The organism is Thermodesulfobacterium hveragerdense DSM 12571 (genome assembly GCF_000423845.1).
Lineage (GTDB): Bacteria > Desulfobacterota > Thermodesulfobacteria > Thermodesulfobacteriales > Thermodesulfobacteriaceae > Thermodesulfobacterium > Thermodesulfobacterium hveragerdense.
This window is the reverse complement of record NZ_AUIT01000011.1, coordinates 12919-28943: the sequence shown is the minus strand read 5'-3', so window position 1 is coordinate 28943 and position 16025 is coordinate 12919. Positions and strand designations below refer to the sequence as shown.

General features: G+C 36.2%; 23 protein-coding genes and 1 pseudogene. 16 read left to right on the top strand and 8 right to left on the bottom strand.

Annotation, left to right across the window (positions count from 1 at the left end; genetic code table 11):
* Positions 1–175 precede the first annotated feature (175 nt).
* Positions 176–1210, bottom strand: a complete 1035-nt coding sequence (locus tag G580_RS0104975) for an alcohol dehydrogenase catalytic domain-containing protein (protein ID WP_028841277.1) — start codon at positions 1208–1210, stop codon at positions 176–178.
* 281 nt (positions 1211–1491) lie between these two features.
* Between G580_RS0104975 and G580_RS0104970 the strand changes: the two genes are divergently transcribed.
* Positions 1492–1806: a hypothetical protein gene (locus tag G580_RS0104970; protein ID WP_028841276.1), complete on the top strand. Its 315-nt coding sequence runs from the start codon at positions 1492–1494 to the stop codon at positions 1804–1806.
* Positions 1807–1974: 168 nt separating this feature from the next.
* Here G580_RS0104970 and G580_RS11965 read toward each other — a convergent pair whose 3' ends face one another.
* Both G580_RS11965 and G580_RS11445 read right to left on the bottom strand, forming a co-directional pair.
* Positions 1975–2136: a transposase gene (locus G580_RS11965; RefSeq protein ID WP_156874789.1), complete on the bottom strand. Its 162-nt coding sequence runs from the start codon at positions 2134–2136 to the stop codon at positions 1975–1977.
* 4 nt (positions 2137–2140) lie between these two features.
* Positions 2141–2308, bottom strand: coding sequence for a hypothetical protein (locus G580_RS11445; RefSeq protein ID WP_156874788.1), 168 nt, complete (start codon positions 2306–2308; stop codon positions 2141–2143).
* A 218-nt stretch (positions 2309–2526) separates the two neighbouring features.
* Between G580_RS11445 and G580_RS0104950 the strand changes: the two genes are divergently transcribed.
* The 10 genes from G580_RS0104950 (at position 2527) to G580_RS0104900 (ending at position 9145) form a co-directional block, all read left to right on the top strand.
* The gene (locus tag G580_RS0104950; protein WP_028841275.1) at positions 2527–2907 is read left to right on the top strand and encodes a desulfoferrodoxin; all 381 of its coding nucleotides are present in this window, start codon (positions 2527–2529) and stop codon (positions 2905–2907) included.
* 23 nt (positions 2908–2930) lie between these two features.
* The gene (locus tag G580_RS11280) at positions 2931–3107 is read left to right on the top strand and encodes a rubredoxin (RefSeq protein WP_083960807.1); all 177 of its coding nucleotides are present in this window, start codon (positions 2931–2933) and stop codon (positions 3105–3107) included.
* Complete coding sequence (locus G580_RS0104940; protein ID WP_425425822.1) at positions 3107–3328, top strand: rubredoxin; 222 nt, start codon at positions 3107–3109, stop codon at positions 3326–3328. The genes G580_RS11280 and G580_RS0104940 overlap by 1 nt, the downstream gene beginning before the upstream one ends.
* 49 nt (positions 3329–3377) lie before the next feature.
* Positions 3378–3539 (top strand): rubredoxin, encoded by a 162-nt coding sequence (gene rd / locus G580_RS11275; protein WP_022855307.1) that lies wholly within the window; start codon positions 3378–3380, stop codon positions 3537–3539.
* Positions 3540–3601: 62 nt separating this feature from the next.
* Positions 3602–3949, top strand: coding sequence for a hypothetical protein (locus G580_RS0104930; protein WP_028841273.1), 348 nt, complete (start codon positions 3602–3604; stop codon positions 3947–3949).
* Between the two features lie 38 nt (positions 3950–3987).
* The gene (locus G580_RS0104925) at positions 3988–5178 is read left to right on the top strand and encodes an FprA family A-type flavoprotein (RefSeq protein WP_028841272.1); all 1191 of its coding nucleotides are present in this window, start codon (positions 3988–3990) and stop codon (positions 5176–5178) included.
* Positions 5179–5239: 61 nt separating this feature from the next.
* The gene (locus G580_RS10080; RefSeq protein ID WP_156874787.1) at positions 5240–5917 is read left to right on the top strand and encodes a DVU0298 family protein; all 678 of its coding nucleotides are present in this window, start codon (positions 5240–5242) and stop codon (positions 5915–5917) included.
* A 32-nt stretch (positions 5918–5949) separates the two neighbouring features.
* Positions 5950–7093, top strand: a protein-coding gene (gene prfB / locus G580_RS10075; protein ID WP_211211364.1) for a peptide chain release factor 2 whose coding sequence is annotated in 2 segments (ribosomal slippage) — positions 5950–6042 and positions 6044–7093 — 1143 coding nt in all. Because the reading frame shifts where the segments join, the coding sequence is not laid out codon by codon here.
* Between the two features lie 17 nt (positions 7094–7110).
* Entirely contained in the window at positions 7111–8244 is a 1134-nt protein-coding gene (gene carA, locus G580_RS0104905) for a glutamine-hydrolyzing carbamoyl-phosphate synthase small subunit (protein ID WP_028841271.1), read from the top strand.
* Positions 8225–9145 (top strand): bifunctional riboflavin kinase/FAD synthetase, encoded by a 921-nt coding sequence (locus tag G580_RS0104900; protein WP_038041611.1) that lies wholly within the window; start codon positions 8225–8227, stop codon positions 9143–9145. Before carA ends, G580_RS0104900 begins: the two co-directional genes overlap by 20 nt.
* Before the next feature lie 3 nt (positions 9146–9148).
* On the opposite strand, the gene G580_RS0104895 is transcribed toward G580_RS0104900, so the two are convergent.
* Complete coding sequence (locus G580_RS0104895) at positions 9149–9376, bottom strand: MarR family transcriptional regulator (protein WP_028841269.1); 228 nt, start codon at positions 9374–9376, stop codon at positions 9149–9151.
* A 346-nt stretch (positions 9377–9722) separates the two neighbouring features.
* Here G580_RS0104895 and G580_RS0104885 point away from each other — a divergent pair, with 346 nt between their 5' ends.
* From G580_RS0104885 to coaE, 3 genes are read left to right on the top strand one after another with little or no spacing between them, the layout of a single operon-like run.
* Positions 9723–10769 carry a histone deacetylase family protein gene (locus tag G580_RS0104885; protein ID WP_028841268.1) on the top strand — a complete coding sequence of 349 codons (1047 nt, stop codon included), beginning with the start codon at positions 9723–9725 and terminating at the stop codon, positions 10767–10769.
* Positions 10770–10781: 12 nt separating this feature from the next.
* Complete coding sequence (locus G580_RS0104880; protein WP_028841267.1) at positions 10782–11699, top strand: RluA family pseudouridine synthase; 918 nt, start codon at positions 10782–10784, stop codon at positions 11697–11699.
* A complete protein-coding gene (gene coaE / locus G580_RS0104875; protein WP_028841266.1) occupies positions 11696–12256 on the top strand; it encodes a dephospho-CoA kinase in 561 nt (186 codons plus the stop codon). The genes G580_RS0104880 and coaE overlap by 4 nt, the downstream gene beginning before the upstream one ends.
* Here coaE and ribD read toward each other — a convergent pair.
* Genes ribD through G580_RS0104855 form a run of 4 tightly spaced genes read right to left on the bottom strand, consistent with a single transcriptional unit; the run spans position 12234 to position 14927 of the window.
* On the bottom strand, positions 12234–13367 hold the full coding sequence (gene ribD, locus G580_RS10070) for a bifunctional diaminohydroxyphosphoribosylaminopyrimidine deaminase/5-amino-6-(5-phosphoribosylamino)uracil reductase RibD (RefSeq protein WP_051173113.1): 1134 nt from the start codon (positions 13365–13367) through the stop codon (positions 12234–12236). The genes coaE and ribD overlap by 23 nt on opposite strands.
* Before the next feature lie 3 nt (positions 13368–13370).
* Entirely contained in the window at positions 13371–13832 is a 462-nt protein-coding gene (locus tag G580_RS10065) for a DnaJ family domain-containing protein (protein ID WP_083960806.1), read from the bottom strand.
* 3 nt (positions 13833–13835) lie between these two features.
* Entirely contained in the window at positions 13836–14444 is a 609-nt protein-coding gene (locus G580_RS0104860) for a tetratricopeptide repeat protein (protein WP_028841265.1), read from the bottom strand.
* Between the two features lie 3 nt (positions 14445–14447).
* A complete protein-coding gene (locus G580_RS0104855) occupies positions 14448–14927 on the bottom strand; it encodes a flavin reductase family protein (protein ID WP_028841264.1) in 480 nt (159 codons plus the stop codon).
* 308 nt (positions 14928–15235) lie between these two features.
* On the opposite strand from G580_RS0104855, the pseudogene G580_RS0104845 reads away from it, so the two are divergent.
* Together G580_RS0104845 and G580_RS11845 are read left to right on the top strand one after the other, a co-directional pair.
* A pseudogene (locus tag G580_RS0104845) lies at positions 15236–15442 on the top strand (transposase); the annotation flags it as partial.
* Between the two features lie 107 nt (positions 15443–15549).
* Entirely contained in the window at positions 15550–15672 is a 123-nt protein-coding gene (locus G580_RS11845) for a hypothetical protein (protein WP_281168578.1), read from the top strand.
* Positions 15673–16025: the final 353 nt, after the last annotated feature.

Sequence of the window (16025 nt, the reverse complement as noted above, 5' to 3'; positions counted from 1 at the left end):
TATACCACAAAAACTAAAATTAAAAAGTACTTATAAAGATTTTGATGCTGAAAACATCATAAACTAAAGTCTATCTGTTTTTATCTGGGTTTAAACTTTAAAACCTTAAAAAGAACCTTTCAACGGTAAGTTAATAAAACTACAACATAGAAAGGCTATAAGTTATACTTTATGACTAAAAATTTACCATGGTTAAGACCTTGGCTCCCTTTATCCTACCTTCTTTAAGTTCCAGAAGGGCCTTAGGAGCTTCATAAAAGGGATAAACTATAACGTCTGGCCTAAGTTTTAACCTTTTAGCAAGAGCCAAAAACTCTTCAAGGTCTTGACGGGTGATGTTGGCAACAGACTTTATCTCTTTTTCAAGCCAGAGATCTCTTCCATAATCAAGAAAAACAAGTTTTTCCTTATCCTTATCTTCTTTGCGTATAGCATTTATGACAAATCTTCCGCCTGGTTTTAGATGCTTAAGCAAAAGTATTATGGGACGCCAGACCGGCGTGGTATCTATTATGGCTTTAAGACCCTCAGGAGGAGTATCTTCAAAGTCTCCTGCCCAATCCGCCCCGAGATTTATAGCATGTTTTCTTTCCTTAGGATTTCTGGCAAACACATAGGTTTTAACCTGAGGAAATAGAGCTTTTACCATTTTTAAGACCAAATGGTTTGAGGCTCCAAAACCAGAAAGCCCTAAAGTTTCTCCTTCTTCACCCTTTAGCTGGGTAAGCTTAAAAGCCCTATATCCGATGGCTCCTGCACAAAATAAAGGTGCAGCCTCCATAAGCGTTAATCCCTCAGGGATGGCAAAGGCAAAAGTTTCTTTTATTTTAAAATATTCCGCATATCCTCCGTTAGCGTCTTTACCTGTAGCTTTGAATTTCTCACAAAGGTTTTCCAACCCTTTTTGGCAGTATTCACATTTTTGACAAGAGCTATAAATCCAACCCGCTCCTACCTTATCCCCTATCTTAAACCTTTTAACCTTTGGGCCTGTCTTAACCACCTCCCCTACGATTTGGTGCCCTGGAACAACAGGTAAAATGTCTGGTGTAGCCCTCCCTTCAATTTCGTCAAGCTCTGTATGACAAACCCCACAAAAGGAAACCTTAACCAAAATTTCATCTTCATCAACCTCTGGAACAGGAAGTTCAACCAGCTTTAAAGAATCGGGTGAAAGGAGCCCAACCTTATCGATTACCCAGGCCTTCATCTTTTTTCCCTTCTCCATATTCAACCTCCGCAATCTATACATTGTTTTTAAAAATAATATGAAAACTTAGATAATAAACAGAACAAAAATCTTTTAAAACAAACATAAAATTATAGTTCTTTTAATCTTATTAAACTTGACAAGATAATATTTTATATTATATAAATTTTAAAAATAAAAATTTTTATAAAAATTTTTAAAAGACACATAAAATATTTTATAAAAAATTCAAAAGTATTTTAAAAAGTAGCTACAAAATAAAAGTTTTAGGAGGTATAGACATGTTTTTTCGATTTTGTGTTAAGTTTTTATTTGTTTTGATGTGGATTTTAACAGCTTTTATTCCTTCTTTTGCTGAAGAAAAAGAGACAAAGCTTGAGGAGATTGTGGTAACTGCAACGAGAACTGAGAAAGAGGTTGAAATTGCTTCTGCAAGTGTAAATGTAATTAAAAAACAAAATATGGAAAAAAGAAATATTAAAACCTTAGATGATGTAATAAATAAACTTCCAGGTGTCTATGTTCATAGAACAAGACTTGTCTTAGATATCCCTACAGATGCAAATTCTTTAAGAGGGATACCAGGATATGGTTAAGAGGAAGATATGGGAGAAATGTATTTAGAATCAGTGGAAAAAAGATTGAGAGAAGTAGTTACAGGTAGAAAATGGAATAGATTTTATGTAAAATTTGAGCAAGAACTATAGAAAGTAACTAAGGAATATGTTTTTTTAAGTCTAAAAATTAGAGGAGGAATTTTAATTTTATTTTATATCGGCAAATTTGGTGACATCCCTAACACTTGACCCAGAAGCAAATAATCCAAAAATTACTTCTCCAAGATCAATAGATACTTTTCTTTTTTCTGGAAGGATTTTCGGTTTAAAATCCCCTTCTCTGACTCTGTGGACTTTAAGATTATCCAAATCATCAAACTAAGGCAAAAGACTTCTGGTATAAAAAACCATTTCCTTTAGTTTCCGGATGTTCATCAAGGTATATTCTTCGTTTTTCTAAAGCCAGAGCTTCTATGGTTTCCTTTACTACTCTTTTAACTGCACTTTCAATGAAATTGTACATGTCTTTTAAGTCTTTCATAGGCTTCTCCTCCTTCTTAATTTTGGGTTTAACTTTAGCATTTTTACCAGGAGGGGAGCCCCTTACCCCAAAAATTTAGACACAATTAATGAAACACTACCGGGAAGATTAATATAATTTTGTGACATTTAAACTTACAAAAATTTATCTGAGGGATTGACTTTTATTTAAAAATGAATTATTTTAAATTAAAAACTTTTATAAAAAAGGAGGGGGGTATGGCGGTAAAACTAGGACTTTATAAATGTCAGGTCTGTGGAAACATTGTGTTGGTGATGCATGAGGGAAAGGGACAGTTAGTGTGTTGTGGGAAACCGATGGAGTTACAAAACCCTAATACAGTGGATGCAGCCCTTGAGAAACATGTTCCTGTGATAGAAAAAGAAGGGGATGTCTATAAGGTAAAGGTAGGAAGTGTGCCTCATCCCATGACAGAAGAACATTACATAGAGTGGATTGAGTTGCATGCTGATGAAGATAAGGTTTACATTAAGTTTTTGAAGCCTGGGGAGGTTCCTGAGGCGATTTTTGAGGTAAAAGCAGCAAAGGTAGTGGCTAAGGAGTGGTGCAACCTTCATGGATATTGGCAAAGCGCATAAATTTTAAAGATAGAGGTGAAGTTATGACTGAAAAACCTAAAAAGTATAAATGTAGCAGATGTGGTTATATTTATGACCCCGAGCAAGGAGATGCAAAAGGAAATATACCTCCAGGGACACCTTTTGAGAAACTTCCAGACAACTGGAAGTGCCCAAGATGTGGAGCTCCTAAAAATATGTTTCTACCTTTACCCGATTAATTAGTAAAATAAACAGGAGTAAGTTTTATGGAAAAGAACCAAAAAAAGGAAAAAAATATAGGTGTAAATGTTGTGGTTACCTTTATGACCCAGAGAAAGGGGATCCTTCGAGGTTTGTTTCTCCTCCAGGGACTTGTTTTGAGGACCTACCTGAAAGCTGGACTTGCCCTCATTGTGGGGCTAACAAGACTACGTTTAAGGAAGAGGAAAGAGGTTTTTAAGTTTTTTTACCTAAACAATAAAAATAAAAATTAAAATAGGAGGTTATTTATGAAAAAGTACAAGTGTAGTGTTTGTGGTTATGTTTATGACCCGGCCAACGGGGATCCTGACAACGGTATCCCTGCAGGCACTCCTTTTGAGAGTCTTCCTGAAGATTGGACCTGTCCGATTTGTGGAGCAGCTAAGAGTGATTTCGTGCCAGAAGATTAATTGATTAAAAGAAGGGAGGATCTTCCTCCCTTCTTTACCTTTAAAAGTTGAGAGGTGATGTTGTGAATAAAATATCTTTTTTTGCTTTTAAAGAAGAGCCTATGTGTTTTATCCATGTTTTGTTAAATGCTTTGGATATAGCAGAAAAAGGCATTGAAGTAAAGGTAGTTTTAGAGGGTGCTTCTACCAAGTTAATTCCTGAACTTTTTTCAGAAAAGAGTATGTTATACAATCTTTTTCAAAAATGTTTAGAAAAAAATCTTATCGCAGGTGTTTGTAAGGCTTGTGCACAAAAGATGGGAACGTTAGAGATAGCTAAAGAAAAAGGTCTTGAGATTTTGGAAGATATGTATGGGCATGCTGGTATGGCAAACTTTATAAAAAAAGGTTATACTATCATTACACTTTAAGGTTAAATTTTAAACGTAAACGATTACAGGAGGGGTTTATGGAGCCGGTAAAGATCAAAGAAGGGATTTATTGGGTAGGAACAGTAGACTGGCATGTAAGAAATTTTCATGGTTACACAACCATTAAGGGTACTACCTACAATAGCTATCTTGTGATCGATGAAAAGGTTACGCTGTTTGATACCGTAAAACACGGGTTTGAAGATGAGATGCTTGAGCGTATTTCTAAGATAATCAATCCTGAAAAAATTGATTATTTAGTGGTAAACCATATTGAACCCGACCATGCTGGAGGTTTTAGCTATATTGTTCAAAAAATAAAACCTGAAAAGATTTTTATTACCAAAAACGGTAAATTAGGGCTTTCTGCCTATCTACATAACACTGACTTCCTTTTTGAAGAGGTAAAAACAGGATATGAAGTAAAGATTGGTAAAAGGACCATTAGGTTTATAGAAACCCCGATGATACACTGGCCTGATAGTATGGTTAGTTATATTCTTGAAGAAAAGCTTCTTATTTCTCAGGATGCCTTTGGCCAGCATTATGCAACCAGTGTAAGGTTTGATGACGAGGTAGACCCTTGTGTCTTAATCCAAGAGGCTGCTAAATATTATGCTAACATCGTTTTACCTTTTTCTCCTCAGGTCCAAAAGTTGTTAAAAACCATAAAAGACTCAGGTCTTGAAATAGAAACCATTTGTCCTGACCATGGGGTGGTTTGGAGAAGCAAGATAAATGAGATTATTGAACTTTATGATAAATGGAGTTCTTATAAGGCAGATAATCGGGTGGTGATAATTTATGATACCATGTGGAAGAGCACCGAGAAGATGGCTTATGCTATTGCTGAAGGAGTTGTTAAAGAAGGTTTAGAGGCAAGGGTGTTTAAACTTTCTGTCTCTGACATAACAGATTTAATGACTGAGGTTATGCTTGCTAAAGGTGTAGTTTTAGGTTCTTCCACTTTGAACAACAACCTGCTTCCTACTATGGCTTCTTTTTTGACCTACATGAAAGGACTTAGGCCGAGGAAAAAGTTAGGGTTTGCCTTTGGTTCCTATGGATGGAGTGGGGAGGCAGTTGCTCAGCTAAACGAATATTTAAAAGAGATACAGGCTGAGGTTATTCATGAAGGGATAAAATGTAGATATGCTCCTAATCAGGAAGTACTTAAAAGCTGCGAAGATTTGGGAAGGCTTTTAGGTCAAAAGATAAAAGAGGTATAAAAAGAGGTTAGTTTTGAATAAATTTTATCAGAGTTCACTTAAAAAGGGGGTCCTCCAAACTTTGGAGGAGGCCCCTCTTTTTAAAGCATTAGAAACCATAAACTTATTCCCTCCTTCTAAGGTGGTAAGCTTTTTAATAGGGGCTTTTTTGCATAAAGATGAAAGGGTAAGATGGAAGGCTATAGCCTGTTTTGGTGTGGTCGTAAAGAAAATAGCAGATCAAGATATAGAGAAGGCAAGGGTAGTAATCAGAAGGCTTATGTGGATGTTAAACGAGGAGTCAGGAAGCATGGCTTGGGGGGTTCCTGAAGGATTTGCTGAGGCGATGTTTTACTCAGAGGTTTTGAGGAAAGAATATCTTTCGATTTATGTTTCCTACATCTGGGACCCGAAGGATGAAAGAAAATATAAGGCAGATAATTACTTAGAGTTTCCACCGGCTCAGAGAGGGGTAATCTGGGGAATAGGGAGATTAGCTCAAGCTAAGACGGAGGACCTTATCGAAAGAAAGGCACATGTTTATGTGTATGATCATATCTTTTCTACAGATAAGATAGTAAGCTTCTTAAGTTTATGGTCCCTTTCTCAGCTTTCTCCTGATTTGTCTATCTTTAACTTAGACCCAGCTCCTGTAAAACAACGGTTAGAAGAGTTAAAAAAAGAAGGATTTCAGCTCCTTATGTTTGATGGCCAAGATATTAGATATAAAGGTTCAGAAAGTTTGGTTTTTAGGCTTTAATTTTTAAAAAATTGTTTTATATTTATCTCGCTATGAAAACAGCAACTCAGGTTTATAAAAACATAGACTTAGAAAAGATGTTAAATTATTTTGCTGAACAGCTTCAAGATTTAAGGGGGTGTCTTTGACCCCGATTCCATCAAAAAACGCCTTTCTCAGATAGAAGAAGTTTTTCAAAAAAACGACATCGATTGGGAATCACCTTCTATTAAGAACCTTCTTAAAGAGCGTGTAAACCTGATAGAAAGGTTAAACCTCTTTGAAGATTTAGAAAAAGATTTTCGAAATCTTTCTGAGTGGTATGAACTTTATAAAGAGGAAAAAAGTCCAGATTATTTAGAAATTCTTTTTGAAGAGATAGAACAGTTTGAAAAAAAACTAAAAAAAGAAGAAAGTAAGCTTCTTCTTTCTGATGAGTATGACTATTCTTCTGCCATTTTAAGCATCCATGCTGGTACAGGGGGGACAGACGCTCAGGACTGGGCTTATATGTTGCTAAAGATGTATGTGAAGTGGGCTGAAAAAAAAGGATTTTCTGTAAAATTGGTAGACAGTCTTCCTGGAGAAGAGGCAGGGATAAAAAGTGCGGTGGTTTTGGTTGAAGGCCCTTGGGCTTATGGCCATCTTAAAGGAGAAAAGGGTGTTCATAGGTTGGTTAGGATTTCGCCTTTTGACGCCAACGCAAGGAGACATACCTCTTTTGCTTCGGTAACGGTAATTCCTGAAATAGAGGAAAACATAGAAGTAGAAATAAGGCCCGAAGACTTAAGGATTGAAACCATGAGGGCAGGAGGTCATGGAGGTCAGCATGTAAACAAAACAGAAAGTGCGGTTAGAATTACCCACATTCCTACAGGGATAGTGGTTACTTGCCAAAACGAGAGAAGCCAACATCTTAACAAGGCCATAGCTTTGAAAATATTAAAATCAAGACTATATCAATTAGAAAAACAAAAACTTGAACAGAAAAAAGAAAGCCTGATCGGAGAAAAAAAAGAGATAGGTTGGGGCAATCAAATAAGAAGTTATATCTTACATCCTTACAGGGTGATTAAAGACCATCGTACCCAGTTAGAGGTTTTTAAGGTGGAAGATGTTTTAGACGGAGAGATAGACGACTTTATCCGAGATTATTTATTGTGGGAAGCAAAACAAAGGCTTAACCATAAAAATTAAAAAATAAGAGGTGCCCTATGGACAGACACAAGGCCTTGGTAATGCTTGAAGATGGTACCTATTTTTGGGGTAAGTCTTTTACCATAACCGGAGAAACCTATGGTGAGATAGTGTTTAACACAGGGATGACCGGTTATCAAGAAATACTCACCGACCCCTCTTATTATGGTCAGATAGTGACCATGACTTATCCTCTTATCGGAAACTATGGGATCAATTCTGAAGATATGGAAAGCGAAAGAGTTCAGGTAGCAGGATTTATCATAAGAGAGTATCAACCTTTTTACAGCAACTGGAGAGCTAAAAAGTCCTTAGGAGAGTGGTTGACTGAAAATAACGTTTTAGGTGTAGAGGGTATAGATACCAGGGCTTTAACCAGGCACCTTAGACTTTACGGTTCTATGAAGGGAGGGATAACCACTGAGACTTTGGATCCTAAAAAATTTTTAGAAAAGATAAAAGAAAGTCCTGATTATGTAGGTAGAGACTTAGTTCAATATGTTACCTGTAAAGAGCCTTATTATTACGGAAAACAGGGGAAGGAAAGGTTAGCCTCTTTTAAGGGTGAAGCTAAATATAAAATAGCGGTGTTAGATTGTGGTTTAAAGTTTAATCAGTTAAAGTTGTTTGTAGAAAGAGATGCTGAGTGCTTGGTATTTCCTTGCTATACTTCAGCTGAAGAGATCCTTGCCCATAACCCTGACGGAATTTTTCTTTCTAACGGTCCAGGAGATCCTGCACCTTTACAACACATCGTAAAAACGGTAAAACAACTTTTAGGTAAAAAACCCTTTTTCGGTATATGTTTAGGTCATCAGATCTTAGGGCAAGCCTTAGGAGCTACTACTTATAAACTAAAGTTTGGACATAGAGGCATAAACCATCCTGTTTTAAACCTTATAAACAAAAAGGTAGAAATTACCTCTCAAAACCACGGTTTTTGCGTTAGAAAAGAAGAGCTTCCTAAGGATACGGTGATTACCCATGTAAATCTTAATGATGATACCCTTGAAGGAATTTTTGTGCCAGACCTTAGGGCAATGTCAGTCCAATACCATCCTGAAAACGCCCCGGGGCCTCATGATTCAGTCTATCTTTTTGACAGCTTTTTAAAGTTGGTGGAGGGGAAGGTTGAAAATATATACCCCTAAGGATTTCCCTTTGCCTTTCGAAACCGCTGTTACCATAGGAAGTTTTGATGGTATTCATTTAGGACATAAAAACCTGTTTAGAGAAACTTTTGCCCTTAGTAAAGAATTAGGTGTAACCCCTTTGTTAGTTTCTTTTGACCCCCATCCTCGAACTGTTTTGTTCCCTGAGGCCAACTTTAAACTTTTAACCACCTTTGAAGAAAAACTTGACCTTTTTTTTCGTCTAAACATAGAAAATATCGCTATAATACCTTTTTCAGTTAGCGTAGCTCAACTTACCCCAGATCTTTTTGTAGAAGAATACTTAGTAGATAACTTTAAGGCTAAAGGGATAGTCATAGGTTTTAACTTTAGGTTTGGCAGAAAAAGAGAGGGTGACCCAGAATTTTTAAAAAGATTAGGAGAAAGGTTTGGTTTTGTGGTAAAGATGGTAAATCCTGTTACTGTTGACCATACAACTGTTTCAAGTACTTTGATAAGACAGACCATCGAAAAAGGAGATATAGAAAAGACCAACCTTTTCCTTGGACATCGCTACTTTCTGATAGGAAAGGTGATAAAAGGTCAAGGGATAGGGAAAAAACTTGGATTTCCTACGGCTAACATAGAAATCCCTAAAAACAAACTTTTGCCCCCCTCAGGGGTTTACGCAGTGTGGGTTTACTACCAAAATCAAAGGTTTAAAGGAGCTATGAACATCGGCTTTAAACCTACCTTTGAACAAAAAGAACTCTCTGTAGAAGTCCACCTGTTAGGATTTAACCAAGAATTGTATGGAAAACAACTTAAGGTAGAATTTGTCAAAAAAATCAGACCAGAAAGGAAATTTGGCTCTATAGAAGAACTTAAGACCCAAATTAGTAAAGATTGTGAATTGATAGAAACAATCTTAAACGATTAAGCTTTATTTTCCTTCTTTTAACATTTCTACAAATTGATCATAAACATTCATCTTTTTACCGATTTTTTTAGGAATATTAATACCTCTTTTTCTCAGTTCATTTACTATTTTGTTTACTTGAAATTTACTAATCCCTAATTTTTCCGCTATTTCAGATGCTCTCATCTTGGCATAATTTTCATACACAAATTTTACATCATCTATGGTAACAAATCTGCTTCTTTTTTTCATCTTACATCTCCCTGGTAGGGTTTTGTTATGTTATACAATTGTACTATAAATCGTAAAGAAAACAACCAGAAATAGATACTTTTTAAAAGGGAAAGTTATGATAGAAATTGTATATATAATATTTAGTGTAGCAAATATTTTAGAAATAAAAAAACATAAAACTAAAACTGAAAAAAGTACTTGATGAAAACTCAAGAAATGAATCCATAGAAGGTGTAAGAATGTCTGCTGCTCTCCTCTTAAACACTTTTATGAAAAAAAGGACACAAATTTATAGGGAGTGTTGCTTTAAAGATAATTAGTTTTATACTAAATTGAGTAAAATTAAAAAATGTAGGGAGCTACGATGTTAAAGAAGGTAGCTGTTATTTTTGATGAAATTTTTTTTAAACATAGGGCTGGTAATTTTCATCCTGAAAGTCCTGAAAGGCTTAGATTTATAGTGAAGAGACTAAAGGAGAGAGATGTAAACCACATGATAGAGATTTTTTCTCCTGATAGAGCCACTAAGGAAGAAATACTTTGGAACCATACAGAAGGTTTGTATAATTTAATAAAGACCTCTTCAGAAAAGGGTTTTTTTCAGATAGATGGAGATACAGCAGTAAATGAACATTCTTTTGAGGCTGCTTGTTATGCAGTCGGTGCTCAAAAAACAGGATTAAGGCTTCTTTTTGAAGAGGGATTAAATTACGTGTTGGCCTTAGTTAGACCACCTGGACATCATGCAGAAAGAGATCGGGCCATGGGTTTTTGCCTTTTTAACAACATAGCTCTTGCAGCTTATTATGCAAGAAATTATTACGGAATTAAAAGGATTTTAATAGTAGACTTTGACCTTCATCATGGAAATGGGACCCAAAAGTCTTTTTATCATACTGATGAAGTTTTATTTTTCTCTACCCATCAATATCCTTATTATCCAGGAACTGGAAACTATGATGAAATAGGAACAGGTTATGGAAGAGGCTATACGATAAATGTTCCCCTGAAGCATGGATGTGGAGATGACGACTTTATTTTCTTTTATCAAAACCTTCTTAAACCTATAGCGTTTCAATATAAACCTCAGTTAATACTTATCTCTGCAGGTTTTGATTGTATGGTAGGTGACCCTTTAGGAGATCTCGAGGTCACTGCTAAAGGAATCGTCAGGATTACCGAGATCTTTAAAGAGATAGCCTATAATTTTTGTGATGGTAAAATTTTGTTTTCTTTAGAAGGAGGGTATGACCTTAACAATCTTTCAGAAGGGATTGTTACCATAATCAAAAAACTGGTAGAAGAAGAAACAAAATATTCTTCTTATGAGGTTTCCCCTTCCACTTATGCTTTAGAGCTTTTTAGAAAAATAAAGGATTTGCTTGCTTTTAAAGGATTTTGGGAGATTTAAGGTTATGTAGCTATGGAAGAAAAAATGTTAGAACTTAGGGTAGAGGAACATGATGGAGGAAAAAGGTTAGATGTTTTTTTAAAAGAAAAAATTTCAGACCTAAGTCGAAGTAGAGTCCAAGAGTTGATCGAAACGTCTTTGGTTTTAGTAAACGGTAGACCAGTAAAACCAAGTTATAAAATCAAGATGCAAGACTTTATTCAGGTTAAAATTCCTGATCCTAAACCTTTAGAGCTTAATCCTAAGGATGTTCCTTTTGATATAATTTATGAAGATGAACATATAGCTGTTATCAACAAACCTGCTGGAATTGTCGTTCATCCTGCCCCAGGGCATTTGGACGATACTTTGGTCCATGGCTTATTAAAAAAACTTAAGAATCTCTCAGCCATCGGAGGGAAAATACGTCCTGGGATAGTGCACCGTTTAGACAAGGATACCTCAGGTCTTATGCTGGTTGCCAAAAATGACATGTCTCATAAGTTGCTGGTAGAGGCTTTTAAGCAAAGATTAATAGAGAAAAACTATTTAGCCATTCTCTACAAACACCTTAAACCCCAGCAAGGTAAAATAGAAAACTTTATCGGACGCCATCCTACCCACAGAAAAAAGATGGCGGTTTTGAAAGAAGGAAGGCTTGCTATTACTTTATATGAGGTAAAAAAGTATCTTAACAAAGCGTGTTTGGTTGTTGCCAAACCTGTTACCGGAAGAACCCATCAACTAAGGGTTCATTTTTCTTTTTTAGGGCACCCAATCCTGGGAGATCCTATCTATGGAGGGTTAAAGCCTGATGCTCCTAAACCACCAAGGCTGATGCTTCATGCCTTTCGGTTAAAAATTTTCCATCCTATCTCAAACATAGAGATGGAATTTGAGGCCCCTATTCCTGAGGATTTCCAAGTCTATTTAAATCTGGTTAAAAAATGAAAAAAATAGCCATCACCGGAGGAGTTGCTACAGGTAAGACCACTTTACTAAACCTTTTAAAAGGATTAGACTATCCTGTGTTTTCTTGTGATGAAGTAGTAAAAAAACTCTATGAACAACCTGAGATTAGAGAAAAAATTTTCCAGTTGTTTGGGACTTTAGATAAAAAAAAGATTTTGGAAAGAATCATAGCAGATGAAAAGGCAAAAAAGTCTTTAGAGGAGGTTTTGCATCCAGCGGTCAGGGTTGAATTAAAAAGCTTTCTTGAAGCCTGTAATCAAAAAGGAGAAAGGGTGGTTTTTGTGGAGGTCCCGCTTTTGTTTGAATGTGTATGGGAGAAGATGTTTGATGAGGTTTGGGTGGTTGTTTGTTCCTCAAAAACCCAGCAAGAAAGGATTAAGACAAGGTCAACCTGTCCTGACCTCTCTTTAAAACTAGCAAGTTTACAACTTCCCTTAGAAGAAAAAGCCAAAAGGGCTCATAGAGTTTTTTCTTCAGAAAAACCTTTAGAGGTTCTTAAAGAAGAAATTATGACTATTTTAAAGGAGTTTCGATAAGACTAATCCCTTGTTCTGTGTATCCATTAAACATATAAGAGTCATATAATTTTTTTAAACGTAACTCGTAAAGGCGTATAGCCTCTTGAAGGCTTGATATCGGGTTTCTTTCTATCGCAGAAGTTCCTCTTTTATCTCCAATAATCATAGGACCGATTATGTAACAAACTTCATCCACCAAACCTTCTTCTAAAAAACTCCCATGAACTTTGGCTCCTCCTTCAACCATTATTGAGTTGATACCATGTTCTAAACATTTTTCCATCAAAAAGTTCAGGTCTACTTTGCTGGTTTTTAACGGAAGTTTCCAAACGAGAACCCCTGCGTTTTGAAAGGCTTTTACTTTTTCTTGAGGCACCTTTTCCTGGCATACTATAATCGTTTGAGCTTCATCTAAGGTTTGAAAGACCTTATAATCCAAGCTAAGACTTAGATTGGTATCAAGAATAATCCTTATAGGATTTTTTCCTTTTTTTAACCTGCAGGTAAGAAGGGGATTGTCTTTACTTACCGTGTTTTTCCCAACTAGGATGGCATCAAACATCCCTCTTAGCTTATGGGCGTATGCTCTTGCTTTTTTCCCGGTTATCCATTTTGAATCACCGGTAGAAGTAGCAATCTTGCCGTCTAAACTTGCCGCAACTTTTAGTAAAATCCAGGGTCTTTTTCTTAGGATTCTGCTAAGAAAAAAACGGGTTAAAACTTTTACTTTCCTTTCTAATACCCCGGCTTTGACTTCTATTCCTTTTGAGGCAAGAAACTCAAGGCCTCCTTTAGCTACAGGGTTTGGGTCCTTTATTCCACAGACCACTTTTTTTATCCCGCTTGCTAAAATTTTTTCAGTGCACGGAGGGGTTTTCCCATGATGGTTGCAAGGCTCTAAGGTAACATAAAGGATAGCTCCTTGGGTTTTCCCCCTTGCTTTTTCTATGGCTACTATTTCTGCATGAGGTCCTCCGTAGTGCTTATGATAACCTTTGGAGATTACTGTTTGAGTAACAGGATCTACTAGGACCGCTCCTACCACTGGATTAGGAGAAGTGTAGCCTAATCCTTTTTCTGCCTCTTTGATAGCAAGTTGCATGAAAAATTCGTCAGACAACTTTTTCATCGTTTATTTTCTTCTTGGCTTTAAAGAAGAAATGTATAAAAAAGTTTGAAGTTTCATCCAGTCGATTTCTTTCTTTTCTGCAGGTTCTTTGTTACTTTCTTTAGCCAGCTTGATTTTTTCAGCTACTTTGCAAAAATATTCGTCAGGAATGTTTATCGGGCCTTTTCTTATCTGGTTTAGATGAAAAAGAAGGGTTGAAAGTTTTTTAACCTTTGAATAAGCATCTTGCAAGTCTTCTTCTAAAAGTTCTTCTAATTTAGCGATCTCTTTTCGAAGCTCTACTTCCTTAGGGAGAAAGCCTGCGTTTTGAAGTATTTTATAGACTATCCTTAGGTCTTCAGGAACAAAAGGATTTTCTTCAAGTTTAAGGGGTTTCCCTTTAAGCTCAAGATGGTCAAACTCTCCGTTTTCCATGGCTTCTCTTATTTTTTCTTCAGCCAACTTTTTAAAAATAAGAAGGCTCATGGTTTAGTTTAGGTTTTTTATTTTGGTTTCGGCAATGCCTTTTAAAACCTCATCTTGAGTTTGATTTAGAGCCTTTTGATAACACTCTTTAGCTATATGGGTTTTACCGATTTTTTCAGCCGCTCGACCTAAGTCTAGTAATATTAAATTTTGAAGGTCAGGATATTTCTGGTCGATTTTCTGATAAAGTTCAAAGGCTTGGTCCCATTTACCTTGAGATTCGGCTATTTTAGCTTGGTAATACCAAACAAGTCCTTTGATTTTTTCAGGATATTTTTTCTCTAAGACAGGTAAAAGTTTCTGGGTTTTGTTAAAATTCTTTTGTTGGTAATAATGGTCTGAGAGGATCATGGCAGATATTAATCCAGCTGAGGTGTTTTTATGTTTTTTGGTTACCTCTTCCAATGAGGCTATCAAGTTAGGGCTGCTTACAGCTTTTAAAAGCTCAAAAGCAGCTTCCTTTTCTTTTTTAGCAAAATAGTATTTAACCCCACCCCATAGAATTCCTATAGCTATAAGAATTACCACACAGGCTAAGATAAGCCTTAGATAGCGGTCAAAAAAATGTTGCAATCGTTCAGTATAGTACAAAAGTTTGTCTCCTAAGTTCATGGTCTATCCCTCAAGTCCACCAAAATAATCATCCCAGTTAAAAATAAGAGGCTCTTGCCCTTCTTTTAAAATCTTATAATCTCCAACCTCTCCGATTACTATGATGTGGTCTCCTGCTTTACATTCTCCGTAGACCTCACACTCAAAGTAGGCTATGGCGTCTTTTAACACAGGCATCCCGTTTAACGAAAAGGTGTAGGGTATGTTTTCGAATTTGTTGTAGGTTTTTCCACTTTTAAAACCAAAGTGTTTAGCAAGGTCCTGTTGCCCTTTGCCTAAGACGTTGATGCAAAAAAATCCAGATTCTTTGATAAGTTCATAGGTATATCTTTGAGGAGCGATGGAGACGGCTATGAGTCTTGGTCTAAAAGATACTTGAGACACCCAGGCTGCCGTCATCCCGTTTATCTTATCGTTAGCTTTAGAGGTAATGATAAAAACGCCTTGCGGAAGATATTGAGTTATTATTTTTTGAAGCCCCATCGTTTCCCTCCTTGATGAAATTTAAAGCTTATGTAATTTAATTTTACTATAAAATTAGAAAAAGGAAAATGCAGTTCCGATTTTCCCGAGGTAGTGTTTCATTAATTGTGTCTAAATTTTAGGGGTAAAGGGCTTCCCTTCCTGGTAAAAATGATAAAGTTAAACCCAAAATTAAGAAGGAGGGGAAGCCTATGAAAGACTTAAAAGAGATTTTAAACCGAAAATCCTTCCTCTATTACTCTCCTGCAAGCATTAGTCGACTTATAGAGGTAACGACTCAAGAGATAGATAAATAGAGGAATCGAGAGGTTGAAAAGGAGTATTTTGCTTTGTATGTAGATGCTACGTTTTTAAGTGTAAGGAGAGGGGGTGTTAGTAAAGAGCCGGTATACGTGGTTGTTATGCTTACGTGTGAGGGGAGGAGGGAGATATTGGGTTTTTGGCTTTTTGGTTCTGAGGGGAAAATCGCGATTAATTGGAGGGAGGTATTGGTAGAGCTTAAGGTAGGGGGCTAAAGAGGGTAGAGGTAGTCATAGGAGACGGATTGAGGGGGCTAAAGGAGGCAGTGAAATCGCCTCAATCGAGAGGAAGCGAGGCAGGGGGTGATGAAGTTTAAGTAGAGATGGGGCTAATGAAGGATATCTTGATGAGGGCTAAGGTGATAGAGGTATTTTCAGGGGTAGATTGTAGTTTACAAGGTGGTATATTTTGTATTGTTGGAGATGAACGAGAGATACAGGAGTAGGAGTTTACCTGGATTTAAAGAAGCGATATCTAATTTTAGGAGGGAGGCTTTCTTACACCAAATTGGTAGACACAATTAAATAAACACTATGTTAGGTATTATTTTAGGTATATAAAGAACATAAGAACAAGACGTTGTGATTTAAAGTGTCGATTAATGTAACCCTAATATTGGCTTTTCTTAGAAATTGTTTTATTCTTTAATTACTATAAAATCTTACAGGGAAGGTTTTATGGTTAAGAATTTTAAGAAAAAGATAGACACTTGTCAAGAGAATTGTGTCTCCTTATAAAATCTCTTTACAAACATTTGCCTCAATTCGTATAAAGCAGACTTAATTAAAGGAAGTGGTT